Source organism: Bacillus sp. 1A (genome assembly GCF_052682215.1).
On sequence record NZ_JBQYLZ010000001.1, the window covers coordinates 1,250,683 to 1,273,609 of the forward strand.

Annotated in this window: 26 protein-coding genes; 23 read left to right on the plus strand and 3 right to left on the minus strand. The window is 38.4% G+C overall.

Annotated elements, in window-relative coordinates; translation table 11 throughout:
* On the plus strand, positions 1-1,608 hold the full coding sequence (pyrG, locus tag ACUN0F_RS06240) for a CTP synthase (protein ID WP_000170450.1): 1,608 nt from the start codon (positions 1-3) through the stop codon (positions 1,606-1,608).
* 32 nt (positions 1,609-1,640) lie between these two features.
* Here the strand turns inward: pyrG and ACUN0F_RS06245 are convergent, their stop codons facing one another.
* Positions 1,641-2,165: a DUF2529 domain-containing protein gene (locus ACUN0F_RS06245; protein WP_000912428.1), complete on the minus strand. Its 525-nt coding sequence runs from the start codon at positions 2,163-2,165 to the stop codon at positions 1,641-1,643.
* Between the two features lie 202 nt (positions 2,166-2,367).
* On the opposite strand from ACUN0F_RS06245, the gene spo0F reads away from it, so the two are divergent.
* The 15 genes from spo0F to ACUN0F_RS06320 all read left to right on the plus strand — a co-directional run bounded on the left by spo0F (position 2,368) and on the right by ACUN0F_RS06320 (position 15,925).
* A complete protein-coding gene (spo0F, locus tag ACUN0F_RS06250) occupies positions 2,368-2,736 on the plus strand; it encodes a sporulation initiation phosphotransferase Spo0F (protein ID WP_000398593.1) in 369 nt (122 codons plus the stop codon).
* A 211-nt stretch (positions 2,737-2,947) separates the two neighbouring features.
* Entirely contained in the window at positions 2,948-3,805 is an 858-nt protein-coding gene (locus ACUN0F_RS06255) for a class II fructose-bisphosphate aldolase (RefSeq protein WP_001131858.1), read from the plus strand.
* A gap of 332 nt (positions 3,806-4,137) precedes the next feature.
* The gene (gene murA, locus ACUN0F_RS06260; protein ID WP_137053109.1) at positions 4,138-5,427 is read left to right on the plus strand and encodes a UDP-N-acetylglucosamine 1-carboxyvinyltransferase; all 1,290 of its coding nucleotides are present in this window, start codon (positions 4,138-4,140) and stop codon (positions 5,425-5,427) included.
* A gap of 115 nt (positions 5,428-5,542) precedes the next feature.
* The gene (gene glpX, locus ACUN0F_RS06265) at positions 5,543-6,508 is read left to right on the plus strand and encodes a class II fructose-bisphosphatase (RefSeq protein WP_000442336.1); all 966 of its coding nucleotides are present in this window, start codon (positions 5,543-5,545) and stop codon (positions 6,506-6,508) included.
* A gap of 514 nt (positions 6,509-7,022) precedes the next feature.
* Entirely contained in the window at positions 7,023-8,294 is a 1,272-nt protein-coding gene (rho, locus tag ACUN0F_RS06270) for a transcription termination factor Rho (RefSeq protein WP_001053898.1), read from the plus strand.
* Between the two features lie 687 nt (positions 8,295-8,981).
* Positions 8,982-9,227: a type B 50S ribosomal protein L31 gene (locus tag ACUN0F_RS06275; protein ID WP_000643447.1), complete on the plus strand. Its 246-nt coding sequence runs from the start codon at positions 8,982-8,984 to the stop codon at positions 9,225-9,227.
* Positions 9,228-9,337: 110 nt separating this feature from the next.
* Positions 9,338-9,922: a thymidine kinase gene (locus ACUN0F_RS06280; RefSeq protein ID WP_000281086.1), complete on the plus strand. Its 585-nt coding sequence runs from the start codon at positions 9,338-9,340 to the stop codon at positions 9,920-9,922.
* Between the two features lie 314 nt (positions 9,923-10,236).
* Entirely contained in the window at positions 10,237-11,304 is a 1,068-nt protein-coding gene (prfA, locus tag ACUN0F_RS06285) for a peptide chain release factor 1 (protein WP_002096180.1), read from the plus strand.
* The gene (gene prmC / locus ACUN0F_RS06290) at positions 11,304-12,155 is read left to right on the plus strand and encodes a peptide chain release factor N(5)-glutamine methyltransferase (protein WP_215562439.1); all 852 of its coding nucleotides are present in this window, start codon (positions 11,304-11,306) and stop codon (positions 12,153-12,155) included. Before prfA ends, prmC begins: the two co-directional genes overlap by 1 nt.
* A gap of 112 nt (positions 12,156-12,267) precedes the next feature.
* Entirely contained in the window at positions 12,268-13,131 is an 864-nt protein-coding gene (gene spoIIR / locus ACUN0F_RS06295) for a stage II sporulation protein R (protein WP_060488174.1), read from the plus strand.
* A gap of 49 nt (positions 13,132-13,180) precedes the next feature.
* A complete protein-coding gene (locus ACUN0F_RS06300) occupies positions 13,181-13,639 on the plus strand; it encodes a hypothetical protein (protein ID WP_000758432.1) in 459 nt (152 codons plus the stop codon).
* A 108-nt stretch (positions 13,640-13,747) separates the two neighbouring features.
* Positions 13,748-14,791 (plus strand): L-threonylcarbamoyladenylate synthase, encoded by a 1,044-nt coding sequence (locus ACUN0F_RS06305; protein ID WP_000557344.1) that lies wholly within the window; start codon positions 13,748-13,750, stop codon positions 14,789-14,791.
* Positions 14,792-14,865: 74 nt separating this feature from the next.
* Positions 14,866-15,414: a manganese efflux pump MntP gene (locus tag ACUN0F_RS06310; protein WP_000142488.1), complete on the plus strand. Its 549-nt coding sequence runs from the start codon at positions 14,866-14,868 to the stop codon at positions 15,412-15,414.
* Positions 15,415-15,433: 19 nt separating this feature from the next.
* On the plus strand, positions 15,434-15,565 hold the full coding sequence (locus ACUN0F_RS06315; protein WP_255298080.1) for a hypothetical protein: 132 nt from the start codon (positions 15,434-15,436) through the stop codon (positions 15,563-15,565).
* Between the two features lie 81 nt (positions 15,566-15,646).
* Positions 15,647-15,925, plus strand: coding sequence for a DUF3935 domain-containing protein (locus ACUN0F_RS06320; protein WP_000197467.1), 279 nt, complete (start codon positions 15,647-15,649; stop codon positions 15,923-15,925).
* A 191-nt stretch (positions 15,926-16,116) separates the two neighbouring features.
* On the opposite strand, the gene ACUN0F_RS06325 is transcribed toward ACUN0F_RS06320, so the two are convergent.
* Together ACUN0F_RS06325 and ACUN0F_RS06330 are read right to left on the minus strand one after the other, a co-directional pair.
* A complete protein-coding gene (locus ACUN0F_RS06325; RefSeq protein WP_046960139.1) occupies positions 16,117-16,728 on the minus strand; it encodes a flavin reductase family protein in 612 nt (203 codons plus the stop codon).
* 159 nt (positions 16,729-16,887) lie between these two features.
* Positions 16,888-17,274 (minus strand): DoxX family protein, encoded by a 387-nt coding sequence (locus ACUN0F_RS06330; RefSeq protein ID WP_000968618.1) that lies wholly within the window; start codon positions 17,272-17,274, stop codon positions 16,888-16,890.
* 387 nt (positions 17,275-17,661) lie between these two features.
* Here ACUN0F_RS06330 and ACUN0F_RS06335 point away from each other — a divergent pair, with 387 nt between their 5' ends.
* From ACUN0F_RS06335 to ACUN0F_RS06365, 7 genes are all read left to right on the plus strand, one after another.
* Complete coding sequence (locus tag ACUN0F_RS06335) at positions 17,662-18,159, plus strand: PTS sugar transporter subunit IIA (RefSeq protein WP_000473649.1); 498 nt, start codon at positions 17,662-17,664, stop codon at positions 18,157-18,159.
* 247 nt (positions 18,160-18,406) lie between these two features.
* Entirely contained in the window at positions 18,407-18,847 is a 441-nt protein-coding gene (locus ACUN0F_RS06340) for a low molecular weight protein arginine phosphatase (protein ID WP_264461378.1), read from the plus strand.
* 96 nt (positions 18,848-18,943) lie between these two features.
* Positions 18,944-19,387 carry a ribose 5-phosphate isomerase B gene (gene rpiB / locus ACUN0F_RS06345; protein WP_000869917.1) on the plus strand — a complete coding sequence of 148 codons (444 nt, stop codon included), beginning with the start codon at positions 18,944-18,946 and terminating at the stop codon, positions 19,385-19,387.
* Between the two features lie 21 nt (positions 19,388-19,408).
* Positions 19,409-20,026 carry a TIGR01440 family protein gene (locus ACUN0F_RS06350; RefSeq protein ID WP_095205689.1) on the plus strand — a complete coding sequence of 206 codons (618 nt, stop codon included), beginning with the start codon at positions 19,409-19,411 and terminating at the stop codon, positions 20,024-20,026.
* Between the two features lie 253 nt (positions 20,027-20,279).
* Positions 20,280-21,521, plus strand: a complete 1,242-nt coding sequence (glyA, locus tag ACUN0F_RS06355) for a serine hydroxymethyltransferase (RefSeq protein ID WP_445539256.1) — start codon at positions 20,280-20,282, stop codon at positions 21,519-21,521.
* Positions 21,522-21,792: 271 nt separating this feature from the next.
* Entirely contained in the window at positions 21,793-22,422 is a 630-nt protein-coding gene (upp, locus tag ACUN0F_RS06360; protein ID WP_000517539.1) for a uracil phosphoribosyltransferase, read from the plus strand.
* 369 nt (positions 22,423-22,791) lie between these two features.
* Positions 22,792-22,905: a DUF4024 domain-containing protein gene (locus ACUN0F_RS06365; RefSeq protein ID WP_000232961.1), complete on the plus strand. Its 114-nt coding sequence runs from the start codon at positions 22,792-22,794 to the stop codon at positions 22,903-22,905.
* Positions 22,906-22,927: the final 22 nt, after the last annotated feature.

Consider the following 22,927-nt stretch of genomic DNA (forward strand, 5'->3'; position numbering starts at 1 on the left):
ATGACTAAGTATATTTTTGTAACAGGCGGTGTAGTATCGTCTCTAGGAAAAGGTATTACAGCAGCATCTCTTGGAAGACTTTTAAAAAATCGTGGTTTAAACGTAACGATTCAAAAGTTTGATCCATACATTAACGTAGACCCAGGGACTATGAGCCCATACCAACACGGTGAGGTATTCGTAACAGATGATGGTGCAGAAACTGATTTAGACCTTGGTCACTATGAGCGTTTCATCGACATCAACTTAAACAAATACAGCAACGTAACAACAGGTAAAATTTACTCTTCAGTTCTTCAAAAAGAGCGCCGTGGTGAATACCTAGGAGGAACAGTTCAAGTTATTCCTCACATTACTAACGAAATTAAAGAGCGTGTATACCGTTCTGGTCGCGAAACAAACGCGGACGTTGTTATTACAGAAATTGGTGGAACTGTTGGTGACATCGAGTCTCTACCATTCTTAGAAGCAATCCGTCAAATTAAGAGCGACATCGGTCGTGACAATGTAATGTACATTCACTGTACGTTAATCCCGTACTTAAAAGCAGCGGGTGAAATGAAAACAAAACCAACGCAACATAGCGTTAAAGAGCTTCGCAGCTTAGGTATTCAACCAAATATTATCGTTGTTCGTACAGAATTGCCTGTTTCTCAAGATATGAAAGACAAGCTTGCATTATTCTGTGACATTGATACAAAAGCAGTTATCGAAGCACGCGATGCAGATACTTTATATGCGGTTCCATTATCTCTTCAAGAGCAAAATATGGACCAAATCGTTTGCGATCACTTAAAATTAGACAATCCAGCTGCAGATATGACAGAGTGGACTGCGCTAGTTAATAAAGTACGTAACCTTTCTAAGAAAACAAAAATTGCTCTTGTTGGTAAATACGTAGAGCTTCAAGATGCATACATTTCTGTTGTAGAAGCACTTCGTCATGCGGGTTATTCATTCGACACAGATGTAGAAGTGAAATGGGTAAACGCTGAGCACGTAACACCAGAGAACGTACAAGAATTAGTTGGTGACACAGATGGTATCCTTGTACCTGGTGGATTCGGCGATCGTGGTGTAGAAGGTAAAATCGTTGCAATTCAATATGCTCGTGAAAACAAAGTTCCATTCTTAGGAATTTGCCTAGGTATGCAACTTGCATCAATCGAATTCGCACGTAACGTATTAGGATTAGAAGGAGCTAACTCTTCTGAAATTAATCCTGACACACCTTATGCAATCATTGACTTATTACCAGAACAAAAAGATGTAGAAGACTTAGGTGGCACACTTCGTCTTGGTCTATACCCATGTAAGCTTGCTGAAGAAACAAATGCTTACAATGCTTACAACGAGCCGGTTGTATATGAGCGTCATCGTCATCGTTATGAGTTCAACAATCAATTCCGTCCGGATATGGAAAAAGCAGGATTTGTATTCTCTGGTACAAGCCCAGACGGTCGTCTAGTTGAAATCATTGAATTAAAAGACCACCCTTGGTTCGTGGCAGCACAGTTCCATCCAGAACTTGTATCTCGTCCAAACCGTCCACAACCATTGTTCCATGACTTCGTAAGTGCTTCTATTACGAATAAAGAGAGCAAGTAATAAAAAAAAGCGCCTGAAATAGGGCGCTTTTTTTAATATTCATTTAACATTTCATCGATTGTAAATTTGATCCCATGATATGCAAATAAAGCTATCATTAAACTTGGGAATCCGTAGCGATTGCCTTCATCGTCTGGAATAAGGCCTTTTAACAGCTTAGTATCAATATGTACATCTGTATATTGTTCTAGTGATTCAGTACCTTCTTGAATAGCAGAGATGCCGACAATAGAGTGTCCATCAGCTTGAAGTTTTTTTGCCATTGCTACAACTTCTTCATCTGTTGAAAAACGGCTAATAAGAAGTACACGGTCTGCAGAAGTTACTTCTACTTCTTTACCATTTTCAAATAATCGTTTTGCTTGCTTCATTGGCTCAGCACCGAATAATGCTTCAGCAACAACGCCTTCCATTTCATTTGTACCATGTAAATAAATGAAACCGCTACCAACTAATGCTTGAGCAAGTAGACGGGCGCTATCTTCTATATTCATTTCTTCTTTTTGAGAAACTCTGGAGAAATAACCACTTAATTGAGTTGAAAAAATTTTTAACATAATGTTACTCCCTTTCGTACGTGTTTACCGGCTTTCATTATAGTTTATTTTTTTAAAAAGGTGAAATCGAAGGGTAGCATAACAAAATAGGAAACGGTAAAATAAGAAAGAATAGGAAGGGATTTGCCAAAGAATAGCGAAAATTAATCGTTAAGATATAAGAAGCTTTAAATCTTGTATTTACACAGAAAGGTTGGGAGTTATGGAAGGTAAAATTTTAATCGTTGATGATCAATATGGCATTCGTGTGTTATTACATGAAGTGTTCCAAAAAGAAGGTTATCAGACATTCCAAGCAGCGAATGGATTTCAAGCTTTAGATATCGTGAAAAAAGATAATCCAGATTTAGTAGTGTTAGATATGAAAATTCCAGGTATGGATGGTATAGAGATTTTAAAACATGTAAAGGAAATTGATGAGAGTATTAAAGTAATTTTAATGACTGCTTATGGAGAGCTTGATATGATCCAAGAAGCGAAAGATTTAGGAGCTTTAATGCACTTTGCTAAACCGTTTGATATTGATGAGATTCGTCAAGCGGTGAGAGAACAGCTTGCTGTAGAGGCGTAAAAAATGAATTTTTTATAAAAAATATGGAAAAAAGCGTTTACATGGACTATTGAGCAGGTGAATACGGTTGAGTTTTTGAGTACAAGTTGTTATCCTATTGAGTGTAGAAAAAAGTCCGGTATGTAAATATACATATTTTACCTTATTCTGGTCATACTACCAGCGATAAGAACTTATCGGATACAAAAAACGTTTTTTAGGAGGATTCACCATGCCTTTAGTTTCTATGAAAGAAATGCTAAACACAGCACTAGAAGGAAAATACGCAGTTGGTCAATTCAACATGAACAACTTAGAGTGGACTCAAGCTATCTTAGCTGCTGCGGAAGAAGAAAAGTCTCCTGTAATCCTAGGTGTATCTGAGGGTGCAGCTCGTCATATGACTGGTTTCAAAACAGTTGTAGCTATGGTTAAAGCTTTAATCGAAGAAATGAACATCACTGTTCCTGTAGCGATTCACCTTGACCATGGTTCAAGTTTCGAAAAATGTAAAGAAGCAATCGATGCAGGTTTCACATCTGTAATGATCGACGCTTCTCACCACCCATTCGAAGAAAACGTTGAAACTACTAAAAAAGTAGTAGAATACGCACACGCTCGTAACGTATCTGTTGAAGCTGAGCTTGGAACAGTTGGCGGACAAGAAGACGACATCATCGCTGAAGGCGTAATTTACGCTGATCCAGCAGAGTGTAAGCACCTTGTTGAAGCAACAGGTATCGATTGCCTAGCTCCAGCTTTAGGTTCTGTACACGGTCCTTACAAAGGTGAGCCTAACTTAGGATTCGCTGAAATGGAACAAGTTCGTGACTTCACTGGCGTACCTTTAGTATTACACGGTGGTACTGGTATCCCAACTGCTGATATCGTAAAAGCTATTTCTTTAGGTACTTCAAAAATTAACGTAAACACTGAGAACCAAATTGAGTTTACAAAAGCTGTTCGTGAAGCATTAAGCAAAGACCAAGAAGTTTACGATCCTCGTAAATATATTGGACCTGGCCGCGACGCTATTAAAGCAACTGTTGCTGGTAAAATGCGTGAATTCGGTTCTAACGGTAAAGCGTAAGAATAAAATTCCGTTTTGGAAACCGTCTAGTCTTTTAGACGGTTTCCTTTCGTTGTATAATGAAAGCGTGAACAAGTCTAAAGATTTTTATCATTTTGTTTTTGAAATAGAAAATAATGTGCATAGTCCTATTAATAAATGTGATAATGTATCTAAATTGATAAAGTAAATTCGATGAATAGTTAATCTTTATCTATTCGTACTACGGGAGAAATGAAGATAATGGTTTCCTATTTATTGAGTTTTAGGGTGGAAAGAGTGATTGAGATTCTTAAGGGGAGCTTTCTATAAAGATATAGAAAGTAAATACATTCACAAGAAGGGAGCTCAATATGGAAAAATTGCTAATTGAAGGCGGAAGAGCTTTAAATGGAACAATTCGAGTGAGTGGTGCAAAGAACAGCGCCGTTGCACTAATTCCAGCGACAATTTTAGCAGATACTCCAGTAACTATTGGTGGTGTCCCTAATATTTCGGACGTGAAAATGTTAGGAGACTTGCTAGAGGAAATTGGGGGAAGAGTAACTTATGGACAGGAGGAAGAGATGGTAGTCGATCCTTCTAACATGGTTGCAATGCCTTTACCGAATGGAAAAGTGAAAAAATTGCGTGCTTCTTATTATTTAATGGGTGCGATGCTTGGCCGTTTTAAAAAAGCTGTTATTGGGCTTCCAGGTGGATGTCATCTAGGACCGAGGCCTATTGATCAGCATATTAAAGGATTTGAAGCGTTAGGTGCACATGTTACGAATGAACAGGGTGCGATTTATTTAAGAGCAGATGAATTGCGCGGGGCACGTATTTATTTAGATGTTGTTAGTGTAGGAGCTACAATTAATATTATGCTAGCAGCTGTGCGAGCGAAAGGTAGAACTGTTATTGAAAACGCAGCGAAAGAACCAGAGATTATTGATGTAGCTACATTGTTAACAAGCATGGGTGCACGCATTAAAGGTGCGGGCACAGATGTAATCCGAATTGATGGTGTGGATTCACTGCACGGTTGTCACCATACGATCATTCCGGATCGTATTGAAGCGGGTACGTATATGATTTTAGGAGCTGCATCAGGAGGAGAAATAACGGTTGATAATGTGATTCCTCAGCATTTAGAGTCAGTCACAGCGAAGTTAAGAGAAGCTGGTGTCCAAGTTGAAACGAACGATGACCAAATTACAGTGAACGGTAATAGAAGGTTAAAAGTAGTTGATATAAAAACGCTTGTATATCCAGGATTCCCAACAGATTTACAACAACCATTTACAACGCTTTTAACAAAGGCGCACGGAACGGGTGTTGTAACGGATACGATTTACGGCGCACGCTTTAAACACATTGATGAATTACGTCGTATGAATGCACAAATTAAAGTGGAAGGTCGTTCGGCAATTGTAACTGGTCCTGTTTTATTGCAAGGTGCAAAAGTGAAAGCGAGTGATTTGCGAGCTGGAGCGGCCCTTGTTATTGCAGGGTTAATGGCGGATGGAATTACAGAAGTAACCGGACTTGAGCATATTGATCGAGGTTATGAAAATATAGTAGACAAGCTTAAAGGTCTTGGCGCAAACATTTGGCGAGAACAAATGACAAGCCAAGAAATTGAAGAGATGAAGAACGCATAAGTGATACTTCCGCAAGGGGGAGCGAAGCATCACTACTTGCGGAAGTATACCTTGTAGAGAAACACGGTTCACAAAATACGGCAGAAATATAAAGACTTAAAGGAGAGGGATTATCGTGGAAAGAAGTTTATCTATGGAGTTAGTACGTGTAACAGAGGCTGCAGCATTATCATCAGCGCGTTGGATGGGGCGCGGGAAAAAGGATGAGGCAGACGGTGCAGCAACATCAGCTATGCGTGATGTATTTGATACAATCCCGATGAAAGGTACAGTTGTAATTGGTGAAGGTGAGATGGACGAAGCACCAATGCTGTATATCGGAGAGAAATTAGGTACAGGATATGGACCACGTGTAGACGTTGCGGTTGATCCTTTAGAAGGGACAAACATCGTAGCAGCTGGTGGATGGAATGCTCTTGCTGTTATTGCAATTGCAGATCATGGTAATTTGTTACATGCTCCTGACATGTACATGGATAAAATCGCGGTTGGCCCAGAAGCGGTTGGGGCGGTCGATATTGATGCGCCTATTATCGATAACTTACGTGCGGTTGCGAAAGCGAAAAATAAAGATATTGAAGATGTTGTAGCGACAGTTTTAAACCGTCCACGTCATCAAGCGATTATCGAAGAAATTCGTAAAGCTGGTGCTCGTATTAAATTAATTAACGATGGAGATGTGGCTGGAGCAATTAACACTGCATTTGATCGCACAGGTGTAGATATTTTATTCGGCTCTGGTGGAGCACCTGAGGGTGTATTAGCAGCAGTTGCATTAAAATGTTTAGGTGGAGAAATCCATGGAAAGCTTCTGCCTCAAAATGAAGCTGAATTAGCTCGTTGTAAAAAAATGGGTATTGAAGATATAAATCGTATCCTTCGCATGGAAGACTTAGTCAAAGGTGACGATGCAATCTTTGCGGCAACAGGCGTAACAGACGGAGAACTATTACGCGGCGTTCAATTTAAAGGTAGCGTAGGAACAACACAATCCCTTGTTATGCGCGCAAAATCAGGCACAGTACGCTTCGTAGACGGACGCCATAGCTTGAATAAAAAACCAAACTTGGTTATTAAGTAAAAAGCGTAAGCAGCTCGTTCAGAATGGGAGGGGGATGGAGCTTCTGACGTAGAGGCGCTTTTTGCCTCGTAGGAAGAAGTGAAGCCACCGACCATTCTAGCTGCTGGAACTGGATTAAATAAAAGCGTAAGCGGCTCGTTCAGAATGGGAGGGGGATGGAGCTTCTGACGTAGAGGCGCTTTTTGCCTCGTAGGAAGAAGTGAAGCCACCGACCATTCTAGCTGCTGGAACTGGATTAAATAAAAGCGTAAGCGGCTCGTTCAGAAGCGCAGGGCATTGTAGCTCCTGACAATTCTAGCTACTGGAACTAGGTTAAATAAAAGCGAAGACAAATTTTCTTGTCTTCGCTTCTTGTATTTGTGTTTCAACGTATTGATTAAAACTAGATAAAAGGGTTACAATAGTGAATATTACCCTACTTGAACTTATTGCCTTTCATTATTAATTATTTGCCTTCCGTATTTTTTCCCTTTACCCATGTGAAAAGAGAATAACGTTAAAGTGTGGTGTCTGAATGAATTTGTCAATTGCAGCATTAGAAAACATGAAATTAAAAGAGTTATACGAGCTTGCGAAAGAATTTAAGATTTCGTATTATAGCAAATTAACGAAAAAAGAGTTAATCTTCGCTATCCTAAAAGCTCGAGCAGAAAAAGAAGGTTTCTTCTTCATGGAAGGCGTATTAGAAATTATTCAATCAGAAGGATTTGGATTCCTACGTCCTATCAACTATTCTCCAAGCTCAGAAGATATTTATATCTCAGCTTCGCAAATTCGTCGTTTCGATTTACGTAATGGAGACAAGGTTTCTGGTAAAGTACGACCTCCGAAAGAAAATGAACGCTATTTTGGATTATTACAAGTTGAAGCTGTAAACGGAGATGATCCAGAGTCGGCAAAAGAGCGTGTGCATTTCCCTGCATTAACACCATTATACCCAGATCGCCAAATGAAATTGGAAACGGAACCGAAAAAGTTACCGACACGCATCATGGATTTAATCGCACCAGTTGGATTTGGACAACGTGGTTTAATTGTCGCGCCTCCAAAGGCTGGTAAAACAAGTCTATTAAAAGAAATCGCACACAGTGTTACAACAAATCACCCGGAAGCTGAATTAATTGTACTTTTAATTGATGAGCGTCCAGAGGAAGTAACAGACATTGAACGTTCTGTTAAAGGAGATGTTGTAAGTTCTACTTTTGATGAAGTGCCAGAAAATCATATTAAAGTAGCGGAACTTGTGTTAGAACGTGCAATGCGTCTTGTAGAGCACAAAAAAGATGTTATCATTTTAATGGATAGTATTACCCGTTTAGCGCGAGCTTACAACCTTGTTATTCCACCAAGTGGTAGAACACTATCGGGTGGTATCGACCCAGCTGCCTTCCATAGACCGAAGCGTTTCTTTGGAGCTGCACGTAATATTGAAGAAGGCGGTAGCTTAACGATTTTAGCAACAGCGCTTGTTGATACAGGATCTCGTATGGACGATGTAATTTACGAAGAATTTAAAGGAACTGGAAATATGGAACTTCACTTAGATCGTTCATTAGCTGAGCGTCGTATCTTCCCGGCAATTGATATTCGCCGTTCTGGTACACGTAAAGAAGATCTATTAATTCCGAAAGAACATTTAGACAAGCTATGGGGTATTCGTAAAACAATGCGTGATACACCAGACTTTGTCGAAGGTTTCTTACGTAAACTTCGTCAAACAAAGACAAATGAAGAATTTTTACAAAACATTGTTGCAGACTCAAAAAGATATGTAACAACTAAGTAAAGGGAAAAGATTGGGACTCGCTTATTTTGTGGTAAGCGAGTTTTTTATGTTTTTTAAGGGAATATTAGAGAGAGTAATATATGGGAAAAATTTTGTTTTTCGAGATAAAAATCATATTTGGGTCGAGAGTTTGAAGTGTCCCGGATTCTGAACGAGCCGCTTGTGCTTTTAATTATATCTAGCTCCAGCGGCTAGAATCTCCGGTCATTTCACTCTCTCACTCGAAGCAAAAAGCGCTTCAAGGTCGAGAGCTCCAATGTCCTGCGATTCTGAACGAGCCGCTTGCGCTTTTAATTATATCCAGCTCCAGCAGCTAGAATCTCCGGCCATTTCGCTCTCTCGGTCGAAGCAAAAAGCGCTTCTTGGTCGAGAGCTCCAATGTCCTGCGATTCTGAACGAGCCGCTTGCGCTTTTAATTATATCTAGCTCCAGCGGCTAGAATCTCCGGTCATTTCACTCTCTCACTCGAAGCAAAAAGCGCTTCGAGGTCGAGAGCTCCAATGTCCTGCGATTCTGAACGAGCCGCTTGTGCTTTTAATTTTTAAAAAGACAAAAACAGGTAGTTGCAAAATGGAGTTAGCCTTGTTATAATTTCATCATATGTGTTTCATCAATATAGTTGTGTAAGCAGCTGAAGATGAAAAACTCTGTTTCGAAAATGATTCAGGGCGGAAGGAGATGAAAAGAATGAAAGCAGGAATCCATCCAAATTACAATAAAGTTGTATTTATGGACACGAACACAGGCTTCAAATTCTTAAGCGGGTCTACTAAAGGCTCTAGCGAAACTGTTGAGTGGGAAGATGGTAACACTTATCCATTACTAAAAATTGAGATCAGTTCTGATTCTCACCCATTCTACACTGGACGTCAGAAGTTTGCTACTGCAGACGGACGTGTTGACCGCTTCAATAAGAAATACGGTATCAAGTAATAAAGAACATAAAACAGGCAAGTGTATGTATTCGCTTGTCTGTTTTTTTTGCAAAAATATTAAACCTTTACCCTACTTTGGATTAGGAAAGTAGATGAAAGGAGAGCTCAATGTACTTAATGAATCAAAATGGTTGGATTGAAGTGATTTGCGGGAGTATGTTTTCTGGAAAATCAGAAGAGCTCATCCGCCGTATACGCCGTACGCAATTTGCGAAACAACATGCGATTGTATTTAAACCATGTATTGATAATCGTTATAGTGAAGAAGATGTTGTATCACATAATGGATTAAAGGTTAAAGCAGTTCCTGTTTCAGCTTCAAAAGATATATTTAACCATGTAACAGAAGAAATGGATGTTATTGCAATCGATGAGGTACAATTTTTTGATGGGGACATTGTGGAAGTGGTGCAAGTATTGGCAAATCGTGGCTATCGTGTCATTGTAGCTGGATTAGACCAAGATTTCCGTGGTCTACCATTTGGACAAGTTCCTCAGCTGATGGCGATTGCTGAACATGTAACTAAGTTGCAGGCAGTTTGTTCTGCATGCGGATCTCCTGCAAGTCGTACGCAACGTTTAATCGATGGAGAACCAGCGGCATTTGATGATCCAATTATTTTAGTTGGGGCTTCAGAATCGTATGAACCACGTTGTCGTCATTGTCATGCAGTACCTACAAAACAAAGATAAATGAAACTCGCTATGTAGAGCGGGTTTTTTTCGAAAATAGATGAAGATTGGTGGCCAGCTCTTCGTACAGCTAAGAACTTTAGCAGTCAGAGCTGAGCAAGCTGCTTGCGCTTTTAAATATTATCTAGCTCTAGCGGCTAGAATCTCCGGTCATTTCACTCTCTCGCTCGAAGCAAAGAGCGCTTCAAGGTCGAGAGTTCCAAATAGCCTGTGATTCTGAGCAAGCCGCTTACGCTTTTAAATATAATTTGCGTTTTTTTGATTAAGTACCATATACTATTTGTATTAGATACTAGGATGTAGAGGTGAATGGTGTGTTAGATCGTTTGCAGGCTGTAGAAGATCGTTATGAGAAGTTAAATGAATTGTTAAGTGATCCAGAGGTTATTAGCGATACGAATAAGCTTCGTGAGTATTCAAAGGAACAATCTGATATGCAGGAAACGGTAGAGGTGTACCGTGAGTATAAAGATGTTCGTGAGCAATTAAGAGATGCAAAAGCAATGTTAGAAGATAAGTTAGACGCTGATATGCGTGACATGGTAAAAGAAGAGGTTTCTGAATTAGAAGGACAAGATAAAGAATTGTCAGAGCGTCTGAAAATTTTACTTGTTCCAAAAGACCCTAATGATGATAAAAACGTTATCGTTGAGGTTCGTGGTGCTGCTGGTGGTGACGAGGCGGCTTTATTTGCTGGTGATTTATATCGTATGTATAGCCGTTATGCTGAGGTACAAGGTTGGAAAACTGAAATTATCGAAGCGAGCTATACAGAGTTAGGTGGATATAAAGAGATTATCTTTATGATTAACGGTAAAGGTGCTTTCGCGAAGCTGAAATTCGAGAATGGTGCTCACCGTGTACAACGTGTTCCTGAAACGGAATCTGGTGGACGTATTCATACATCTACAGCAACTGTAGCTGTATTACCAGAGGCAGAAGAAGTAGAAATTAGTATTCATGAAAAAGATGTTCGTGTTGATACGTTTGCTTCTAGTGGTCCGGGTGGACAAAGTGTTAATACAACGATGTCAGCGGTACGTTTAACGCATTTACCGACTGGTGTAGTTGTATCGTGTCAGGATGAGAAATCACAAATCAAGAATAAAGAAAAAGCGATGAAAGTATTACGCGCACGTGTTTATGATAAGTTTAGACAAGAAGCGCAAGCTGAGTATGATCAAAACCGTAAACAAGCTGTTGGTACGGGTGATCGTTCAGAGCGTATTCGTACGTATAATTTCCCGCAAAACCGCGTTACAGACCATCGAATCGGTTTAACGATTCAAAAGCTAGATCAAATCTTACAAGGTAAGTTAGATGATTTCATCAATGCCTTAGTGATGGAAGATCAGGCTCAAAAGATGGAGGCAGCTGAGTAATGCGTGTCTATGAAGCCCTGAAATGGGCTTCTTCTTTTTTACAGGAAAATGGACGAGATGAAAATGCGGGAGAACTTGTCCTTTGTCATGTATTAAAGACGAACAGAACCGGAATGCTCATGAATATGCGTGAAGAAATAACTGTGGAACAAGAAACAAGTTTTACGGAGTTTATTCACAAGCATGTAGAAGGTATTCCTATTCAATATATGATTGGTTATGAAATGTTTTATGGACGGTCGTTCTTTGTGAATGAAGAAGTATTAATACCAAGACCGGAAACAGAAGAGCTTATAGTGGGAGTGTTAGAAAGAATCGAGCGTCATTTTGGCGATGAGAAACTACATGTGGCGGACATTGGTACAGGTAGTGGAGCGATTTCTATTACGCTTGCTTTAGAAAATAAAAATCTTCATGTGTATACGGTAGATATTGCACAAGAGTCGATTGAAGTTGCAAAAGAAAATGCAAAAACTTTAGGCGCAGAAGTAACGTTCTATCATGGTGATTTATTGTCACCATTTTATAAAACAGGTCAAAAGTTAGATGTTGTTGTTTCAAACCCTCCATATATACCGGAAGAGGATTGGCGTGGCCTTTCTCCTGTGGTGAAAGAGCATGAGCCAAAGAGAGCGCTTGTTGGCGGTGAAGACGGATTAGATTTCTATCGCCGTTTTATGGAAGAGTTGCCGAATGTGTTGCAGAAGAAAGCAATTGTGGCATTTGAAATTGGGATAGGGCAAGGTGAGGACGTAAAAGAGCTGCTACAACAAGCTTTTCCTCATGCTCATGTTGAGGTTGTTTTTGATATTAATGGAAAAGATCGTATGGTATTTGCAGAGATGGAGTAAGGTTCACACCTTACTCTATTTTTTTGTGGAAAAATTTATATAGATTTTGAATTTAATAGTTTAGAAAGATGAAAGTCTGTCCACACTGTTTGTAGAAGGGACGGTGGAGGAAATGAAAAAACAAGTTATTGCTTATCTTCTTCTATTATTAATTGGTGCACAGTTGCTTGTGCAGTTTGGATATATGAAAGCTGATGCGAAAGGGCCTTCAGTTATTCCGAAAGAGGCCGTTCGATTACGGATTTTAGCAAATAGTGATTCAGATAAAGATCAGGCTTTAAAGCGCAAAGTGCGTGATGAAGTAAAAGCACAAATTGATGGATGGGTAGCAGATTTAACTTCATTTGAAGAGGCACGTAAAGTCATTCAAAGTCATATTCCAGAAATCGAAAAAACAGTGGCAAATACGTTGAAAAAAGAAGGAAGTAAAGATTCATTTCAAGTGAAATTTAGTAAGAATGTAAAGTTCCCTACAAAGGTATATGGTAATTTTATTTATCCAGCAGGGGAATATGAGGCGGTATTGATTACAATTGGGGAAGGGGAAGGAGCAAACTGGTGGTGTGTATTATTTCCACCGATGTGTTTCTTAGATTTTTCAAGTGGTACAGCTGTAAGGAAAGAAGAACATGTTGTGAAGGCTGAATCTCCTGAAGAGGGGGAAGTTAAGGAGCAAGATGAGGAAGTAGTGGATGTACCAGAGAAGAAAGAGGATAAGGTGAAAGAAAAGAAAGCTGTAAAGCAGGAAGTCGCAAAAAAAGTAACAGCTTCTGAAAAGAAAGTAGTAAAAAATGAAACGAAAGTAGAAGAACAACCTGTAAGTAAAGAAGAAACAAAAACTGTGGAAAAAGTGGAGAAACCTGTGGAACAAAAGCAAGCAAAACAAAATGAGTATGTAAAAGTAGAGGAGGAAGAAGAAAAGCCAGAAGTTAAGTTATTTATTGTAGAAGCTTTTACATCTTTATTCTCTAAATAGTACTATTCGTAGGTCCCTTCTCATATATAACAAAGAGGAGGGATTTACTATGAAGAAAGTATATTTTGCTACGAAAGCAGATGTGGAAAGATTGCATTCTTTTTTCGGACAAGCTAATAAAAAAGATGATAAAATAAATGAGTTGTACGCGCAATTTATGATTTTGGAAGAGGCGGAAGAAATACGGGCTGTCATCGGATATGAACAAAGTGAAGAACACGCACTGATTCGTTCTTGTTTATTCACACCTAATGTGGATAAACAGACTTTCTTATATTTTTTTGAAATGTTTTTGCAGTATATGAACGAAAAAAATATTCGACAATTGTACTTACTAACAAATCATCCACAATCTATAACAATCTTTCAGTTTTTTGACTTTGTTACTATAGAGAAAGAAAACGTACCAGAGGGAATTCGACAGTTAGAACACTTTTGTAAAAATATAAAAGAGCCAAATGCAATAATACTAAATTGTCAGCTATTCACAAAGTTATCCACGGATTAATTAGGTTTATCCACATTTTGTGGATAAACCTTGTTTGTCTTTTGGATAAATCTCATAGTAAACTAAAAATAGACAAGTATTTCAGGGTAGAAAAGGACGTGGGAAAAAATGCATACAAATATGTGGGTTGTGGATAATGTTGTGGAAAGAAAAAAATATTATCCACAGTTACAAGAAGCAGCAAAATTATTAAGGGAAAACGAGGCGATTGCCTTCCCTACAGAAACGGTATATGGACTAGGTGCAAACGCGATGAATGATGAAGCAATCGCGAAAATTTTTGAAGCGAAAGGAAGACCGAGCGATAATCCACTTATTGTCCACATCGGTACAAAATCACAGTTAGATGGGATTGTGAAAGAAATCCCGCCAGTTGCAGAGAAGTTAATGGAGCATTTTTGGCCAGGCCCGTTAACAATTATTTTACCTAGAAAAGAAGGGATTTCAGAGAAGGTGACGGCAGGACTTAATACGGTTGGAGTAAGAATGCCTGATCATCCAGTAGCGCTTGCTCTTATTGAAGAGGCAAATGTACCTGTTGCAGCACCGAGTGCGAATCGCTCTGGGCGCCCAAGTCCGACACTAGCTTCTCACGTATATGAAGATTTAAATGAGAAAATTGCAGGTATTGTAGATGGTGGTGCGACGGGAGTAGGTGTTGAATCGACTGTAATTGATTGTACGAGCGAGGTTCCAACGATATTACGCCCAGGTGGAATTACGAAAGAACAATTAGAAGCGGTAATTGGTACTGTTTCTTTAGATCCGGCTTTAAAGGACGAGAAGGAAAAACCGAAATCACCTGGAATGAAATATACACATTATGCACCGAAAGCGCCGCTTAGCATTGTTGAAGGTTCACGTGAATTTATTCAGCTTATTGTGGATAAGAAAAAGGAAGAAGGGTTTAAAGTAGGTGTATTAACGACGGAAGAATATCAGCATGTATATAGCGCGGATGTTGTATTATCTTGTGGTGTTCGAAGCGATTTAGCTAGCGTTGCGACTAAATTATATGATGTACTTAGAACGTTTGATGCAAGTGAAGTGGATGTTATTTTTAGTGAATCATTCCCGAATGAAGGAATAGGGAATGCCATTATGAATCGCTTAACGAAAGCAGCAGGACATCAGATTATTACTGAATCGTAAGGTGCGATTAGCAAACAGAATATTTCTCCTCGGATAAGCATATTTTGAAGTAGCACGTCCGAGGAGGGACATGAATGACGTTTGAACAGCTAATACCTTTAACAATTATGGCATTCGCCTTAGGGATGGATGCGTTCTCAGTGAGTCTTGGTATGGGAATGATGACCTTAAAGGTAAGACAAATTCTGTATATCGGTATGACGATAGGGATATTTCATATTATCATGCCATTTATAGGAATGGTATTAGGTCGCTTTTTATCAGAACAGTATGGAGAAATTGCGCATTTTGCAGGTGCTATTTTATTAATTGGACTAGGATTCTATATTATATATTCATCTATTTTGGAGAATGAAGAGACTAGAACGGCCCCTATTGGAATTAGTTTATTCGTATTTGCATTTGGCGTTAGTATAGATAGTTTTTCAGTAGGCCTTAGTCTTGGTATTTACGGGGCGCAGACAATTATTACGATATTACTTTTTGGATTTGTTAGTATGTTATTAGCGTGGATTGGTTTATTAATTGGTAGACATGCGAAAGATATGCTCGGTACATATGGTGAGATAGTAGGTGGTATCATTTTGGTTGGATTTGGATTATATCTCCTTTTTCCTATATAATTTTAAATAGGAGGGAGTTATGAATAAATTATTGGAATGGTATATTCGATTTTTAACTTTTTTCCCTAGGTGGTTAAGACGGCTTGTTATTTGGGGTATTATTTTGCAAATTTCAATTTTAGGTTGGATGAAGTTAATTCGCGAATGTTAAGATAGCTCCTTTCTGTGCATAGTTTTATTTATACTATACTGATTGCGCTAAAAAATTATAGATATAGAAAGGATGAGATGAATGACGAGATTGAAGCAAGTTTTTGGTATTATTATTAGTTTTTTTGTTTTTTGGTTTAGTATGCTCGGTGTACAAATGTTTGCTGAGTTTTTAGATATTGAGTCATTGAAGTTTGTAGCGGGAAAAACGGAGGCAGCGCGTGCCTTTTATTCTCCATATCCGTTTATAATCGTTTTTCTTATTACATTGCTTTCCCTATATTTCTTAGTAATTAAGCTTGGGAAACCGAAAAAAGAGAAAGTACCTACTTTAGAGGAAAAAAAGGAAGAATTACAATGATAAAATCCCCTGCTATTTAGCAGGGGATTTTATGTTTAAGTGATGGAAGGAATCGAGCCGCTTCCACTTTTAGATATATCCAGTTCCAGCGGCTAGAATGGTCGGTGGCTTCGCGTCTTCCTGCGAGGCAAAAAGCGCCTCTACGTCAGAAGCTCCATCCCCCTCCCATTCTGAGCGAGCCACTTCCACTTTTAGATAGGCCTTACCAACTCGAATTGTTCGCCTAGTTTAGCGTAGTTGTGTCCTGCTAGGCGGCTTACTGGTTTTAGTCCTTCTGCATGAATACGGCCGTTTTCGTATAGGTGTTCTGCGACGTGGAAACGAACGACGCGTCCGATTAGTAGATCGCAAGCTGGTGAGTCTTCTGTTCCGCCAAGAGGGATTGCGCGTTCTAGTACGCATTCCATTCGAATATTAGCTTCTTTCACACCTGGAACGGAGATGACATCACTTTCAATTGGTGTTAGTTTTGCTAGTTCAATTTCGCTCTCATTTGGCGGGAGGTTAGCCGCTGTTTCGTTAATTGCTTCTACGTAAGATTCATCAGAGATATGTACGACAAATTCACCTTTTTCAATTGCGTTTCGGGAAGTGTCCTTTCTTTCTCCGGCTTTTCGTTGTACAGAAACTGAGATAAGTGGTGGATTAGCAGCGACAATATTGAAATAGCTATACGGTGCTCCGTTTAATACGCCGTCTTTTGTTACAGAAGTAACGAATGCGACAGGGCGTGGAATGATACTTCCCGTTAATAATTTGTAATTCTCTTTTTCCGTTTGTTCATTTGGATTAATGGATAACATGCGTAAAATCCCCTTTCTAAATATGATGACTTATTGTTTGTTTACAAGATGTTAGTGGAAAACTCCTGCTGAAAATAATATTTTTATTACATAAAAAGAACTTACTTCATTGTGATTGAAGTAAGTTCCGTCTAAATAATCTCGAATTCAAGATAAAAATTATAATAAAACGTATGCACCAGGTCCGATTAAAGCTACCCCGATAGCAACGGCGATTAACATTAAGTTGTATTCATATCCGTTTTGGGTTACCCAGTAACCATTTTTCCCGTGAACAGTGAAGATTGCCATTAACATTGTTCCGACGATAAATAATGAACCGATTGCAGTGAAAATACCTGATGCGAATAAGAAACCACCTAATAATTCAGTTGCGCCAGCCATAAATGCCATAAATACACCAGGGCGTAAACCGATTGATTCCATCCAGCCACCTGTTCCTTTTAAACCGTAACCACCGAACCAACCAAATAATTTTTGAGCACCATGACCCATGAATGTAATACCTATAATAAGACGAATAATAAGAAGACCGAAATCCATCATTTTTGAAAACCTCCTAAAAGTTATTAACTTACCTTATATAAGTAATAATAAAATAGTTACTTACTTTAGTCAAGCGGATTTCGAAAAAAGTTTGAAAAAAATTTTACAAATTAAAAACAAAAAACAAAATGTAGTAAAGACCTCTAGACAAGTTGGGTAAAAAAAGAGAAAATATAAGTAGAAGTTAACTTCTTATTGTTATTCAGACAATCAGAATTGACTGGAATTTTGCAAAGAGCTACAATAAGAGTCTATTAGTAATGACGTAATTTATTTCGAAAGCGTTTTTACAGTATAATATTCGAAGTATGAAGTCTTACATGTATCCCGAGTTTTACTAGGGATTGCCCTATAAACTTTTAGGTAAATTATGAGGAGGACTATCCTATGTTTAAAAAATTATTCGGTTTTGGTTCAAAAACAAATGAAGAAACAATCGTAGCTCCATTAACTGGAGCAGTGAAAAATATTGAAGAAGTACCAGATCCAGTATTCGCTGGTCGTATGATGGGTGAAGGTGTTGCAATCGATCCTACTGAAGGTGTAGTTGTATCTCCAGTTGATGGTGAAATCGTACAATTATTCCACACAAAACATGCTGTAGGAATTAAAGCGAAAAACGGTACAGAAATTTTAATCCACGTTGGATTAGAAACTGTAAAAATGGAAGGCGAAGGTTTCGAAGCTCACGTTTCTGAAGGCCAAGCTGTAAAAGCTGGAGATAAATTAATCTCATTCGACTTAGAATTAATCCGTGAAAAAGCGAAAAGTACAATTACCCCAATCGTTATTACAAACACAGATGCAGCTGAGTCTATTAAAACAACTGTAGGCGTAACAGCTACAAAAGGTTCAACAGAAGTAATGAAAGTTACAATGAAATAATTATTGTATAAGAGGAGTCCGTTTCATATGAAATGGATTCCTTATTTTGTTTTGTAGTACGCTTGCTATGTATGTTAAAATACTCTAGGCACTTGGAAATAGGGTTTCACATATATGTGGATAAGGCGCATTTTTCTTAGAAAAAATATAAGAGAAATGCGCCTTTCGTATATTCACATTTCTTTTTTTCTATTCTTATGTACGTTATGATGAAAGGTAGGAAAAAGAAGAAAAGGGGTGGGTTTGGATGAAACGAGTGTTATTTATTTGTACTGGAAATACATGCCGTAGCCCGATGGCTGAGGCGTTACTTCGTCATCATGGAGAAGGTAAGTTTGAAGTGCAATCTGCTGGTGTTTTCGCCTATCCTGGTAGTGATGCGTCGATACATGCAAAGGAAGCTTTAGCTGAAAAGGGAATTACAATCGATCATGCTTCGCAACAGATAAATGAAGCTTTGATTGATTGGGCAGATATTGTAGTAACAATGACGGAAAACCATAAGCAAATTGTACTTGGGCATTATCCGAGTGTTGAAAAGAAAGTGGATACATTATATGGAGTAACTGAGGGGATAAGTAAGGATATTTCAGATCCATTTGGCGGGTCACTTTCTATTTATAAAGAAACGTTAGAAGAGATGGAAAAACTTGTACAAACTTTACTGAAAAAACATTCAGAAGGTTGATGTTTCGTGTATAATACGATATTGGAGATTACTTCGTTCCGTTAAGGTAACGAGTGAGAAATGGAGATAATTGATTGAAACTTTGGAGGGGTAAAAATGAAAGTAGTAGTAGCATCTGATCACGGCGGTATGAATATCCGTAAAGAACTTGTAAGTTTATTAGAAGAGTTAAATATTGAATATATTGATTTAGGTTGTGAATGTGAAGCTGGTTCTGTTGATTACCCTGATTTTGCGTTTCCAGCAGCGGAAATGGTAGCGAATGGCGAAGTAGATCGTGGTATTTTAGTTTGTGGGACAGGCATCGGTATGTCAATTGCAGCAAACAAAGTAAATGGTATTCGTTGTGCATTAGTTCATGATACTTTCAGTGCGAAAGCAACGAGAGAGCATAATGATACGAACATGTTAGCAATGGGCGAGCGTGTAATTGGTGCAGGTCTAGCACGTGACATCGCAAAAATTTGGTTAACAACTGACTATGAAGGTGGTCGTCACGAAAACCGCGTAGGGAAAATTAAAACATACGAAACAAAGTAATAGATTCTAACTAGAAGTAGTATGAAATATAATTTGGTGAACCAACCTGTGAAAGGAAGAGGCGTAATGACAGAAATCGTAAAGGTAAGAGAACAGTTACAAATTTCGCTTGCTGATTTCCAAGAACAAGCTTCATTACAAAGTGGACAAATTTTTGTAGTGGGGTGTAGCACGAGCGAAGTGCTAGGAGAAAGAATTGGGACATCAGGAACGATGGAAGTAGCAGAGGCGATTTTTTCTGAGTTAAAACAATTTCAAGAACAAACAGGTATTGAGTTGGCGTTTCAATGTTGTGAGCATTTAAACCGTGCTTTAGTAGTTGAGAGAGAGTTGGCGATGAAATATCAATTTGAAATTGTAACAGTTACGCCTGTTAGATCAGCAGGTGGTGCATTAGCAACATATGCGTATCACAATTTGAAAGATCCGGTAGTAATTGAGTTTATTAAAGCAGATGCAGGAATGGATATTGGTGATACATTTATCGGTATGCATTTAAAGCATGTAGCTGTTCCGGTTCGTACAGGTGTGAAGGAAATTGGAAGTGCGCATGTAACGATGGCAACGACACGTGGAAAACTAATTGGTGGAGCACGTGCTGTTTATGCGGCGAAGGAAGAGACTATAACTTGCCGTTAGACATGAAAAATTATAAAGTCGCATAATAGCTTTATATCGAAAGATAAAAGGTATGTAGTCTGACTTTATAATAGAAGAAAGAAAAGACCGATTTTCGGTCTTTTTTTTCTTTTATGATATAGAAAGTCATGTTAGAATGTAGTTGAAAACATGAAGGTTCGAAAGAATTACAACCTGAATTTTCGTTTTTTCTGAATAAATGAGAAAAAACTATTGGGAATCGATGTAATTCGTTCAGAAAAGGGGGATTTTGGTGGGTCATTTAAAACGTCAAGATGAAAAGGTATTTGCTGCAATTGAGGCAGAACTAGGAAGACAGCGTTCAAAGATTGAGTTAATTGCTTCGGAAAACTTCGTAAGTGAAGCAGTAATGGAGGCGCAAGGTTCTGTTTTAACGAATAAGTATGCTGAGGGATATCCTGGAAAACGTTACTATGGTGGCTGTGAGCACGTAGACGTAGTGGAAGATATCGCACGTGACCGCGCGAAAGAAATTTTTGGTGCAGAGCATGTAAATGTTCAACCGCATTCTGGTGCACAAGCGAACATGGCAGTATACTTTACGATTTTAGAGCAAGGCGATACAGTACTTGGTATGAATTTATCTCATGGTGGTCACTTAACACACGGAAGCCCTGTTAACTTCAGTGGAGTACAATATAATTTCGTAGAATATGGCGTGGATGCTGAATCTCACCGTATTAATTACGATGATGTATTAGCAAAAGCGAAAGAACATAAACCAAAATTAATCGTTGCAGGTGCAAGTGCATATCCTCGTGTTATCGATTTCAAACGATTCCGTGAGATTGCAGATGAAGTGGGTGCATACTTTATGGTTGATATGGCACATATCGCTGGCTTAGTAGCTGCTGGTTTACATCCAAACCCAGTACCACACGCACATTTCGTTACAACGACAACACATAAAACATTACGTGGTCCACGTGGTGGTATGATTTTATGTGAAGAGCAATTTGCAAAACAAATTGATAAATCAATCTTCCCTGGTATTCAAGGTGGTCCACTTATGCACGTAATTGCTGCAAAAGCTGTTGCATTTGGTGAGACGCTACAAGATGATTTTAAAACATATGCACAAAATATCATTAATAATGCGAACCGCTTAGCTGAAGGTCTTCAAAAAGAAGGACTTACACTTGTTTCTGGTGGAACAGACAATCATTTAATCCTGATTGATGTTCGTAACTTAGAAATCACAGGTAAAGTAGCAGAGCACGTATTAGATGAAGTTGGTATTACAGTGAACAAAAATACAATTCCATTTGAAACAGCAAGCCCATTTGTAACAAGCGGTGTACGTATCGGTACGGCAGCTGTAACATCTCGTGGTTTCGGTTTAGAAGAAATGGATGAAATTGCGTCACTTATTGCTTACACATTAAAAAATCATGAAAATGAAGCTGCATTAGAAGAAGCAAGTAAGCGTGTAGAAGCGTTAACGAGCAAATTTCCAATGTACACAGACCTATAATAGATTAAAGAAGACTGCTGAGACGTAATTGTTTTGGCAGTTTTTTTTTGGACATATATTGTTCTTTAAGTATGTATACAAATGATGAATAAATTTTGGCGATATAATGAAGGATACAGCTCCCATAATTGGTAAAGATACTAGATAGATTCATCGTAAAATCATGATTTTGCCAAATTTGCCCTTGAATATTAGTAGCGTTTTCTTTACAATCGTAAATAGTGTAAAAAAGCGTGCAAACGCATGAATATCATCTAAAGGAGAGATTCACATGGGAAAACTGTATGTATTTGATCACCCGTTAATTCAACATAAGATTACATATATTCGCGATAAGAATACAGGTACGAAAGATTTTCGTGAATTAGTGGACGAAGTAGCAAGTTTAATGGCTTTCGAAATTACTCGCGATCTTCCACTTAAAGACATTGAAATTGAAACACCTGTAAGCAAAGCGACAACAAAAGTGATCGCTGGTAAAAAGCTTGGTTTAATTCCGATTTTACGTGCAGGTTTAGGAATGGTTGATGGAATTCTGAAATTAATTCCAGCAGCAAAAGTAGGACACGTTGGTTTATACCGTGACCCTAAAACGTTACAACCGGTAGAATACTATGTGAAACTTCCAACGGATGTAGAAGAACGTGACTTTATCGTACTAGATCCGATGCTAGCAACAGGTGGTTCTGCAGCTGAAGCAATTAACTCTCTGAAAAAGCGCGGTGCAAAACAAATTAAATTAATGTGTATCGTTGCAGCTCCAGAAGGAGTAAAAGTAGTACAAGAAGAACATCCTGATGTTGATATTTATGTAGCAGCATTAGATGAGAAATTAAATGACCACGGATATGTAGTACCAGGTCTTGGTGATGCTGGTGACCGTTTATTCGGAACGAAGTAAGACAACTGACGAGAGGGATTCCCCTCTCGTTTTTTTGTTCCGAGTAAGTAGGGGAGGGGGGATAAATATACATAGTATATACAACATAAGTTGAATACACACCACATATAATATAGAAGTCTTACGTCTAAAGAGCACTATATTATGGAAGGAAAGCGTTATATCGTAAAAATATAATAGTGACAAACTTGTGAACATTTCCTTCTATTATAATGAGAAAACTGCTAGAAATTGCATATCCATAACCAGTATTTAGAAGGGGAACGTTTTCATTTTTGGGAGGAAATGACTAATACTCAAATTTTTTGATTTTTTACGATTTCTCGTTGACACTGTTAATACCCTATTGTATGCTAACAACGGGGATAGATGGTAGGGCTTTCAGTGACAAAAATACATCTATTCCGTGACGAAAATGTAAACTTTTTATTTTGTATAGGATTTATGCAGAAAAATGAGTTATTATTAACACATCGTGAATGAGGGTTACATATTGGAGGGATGA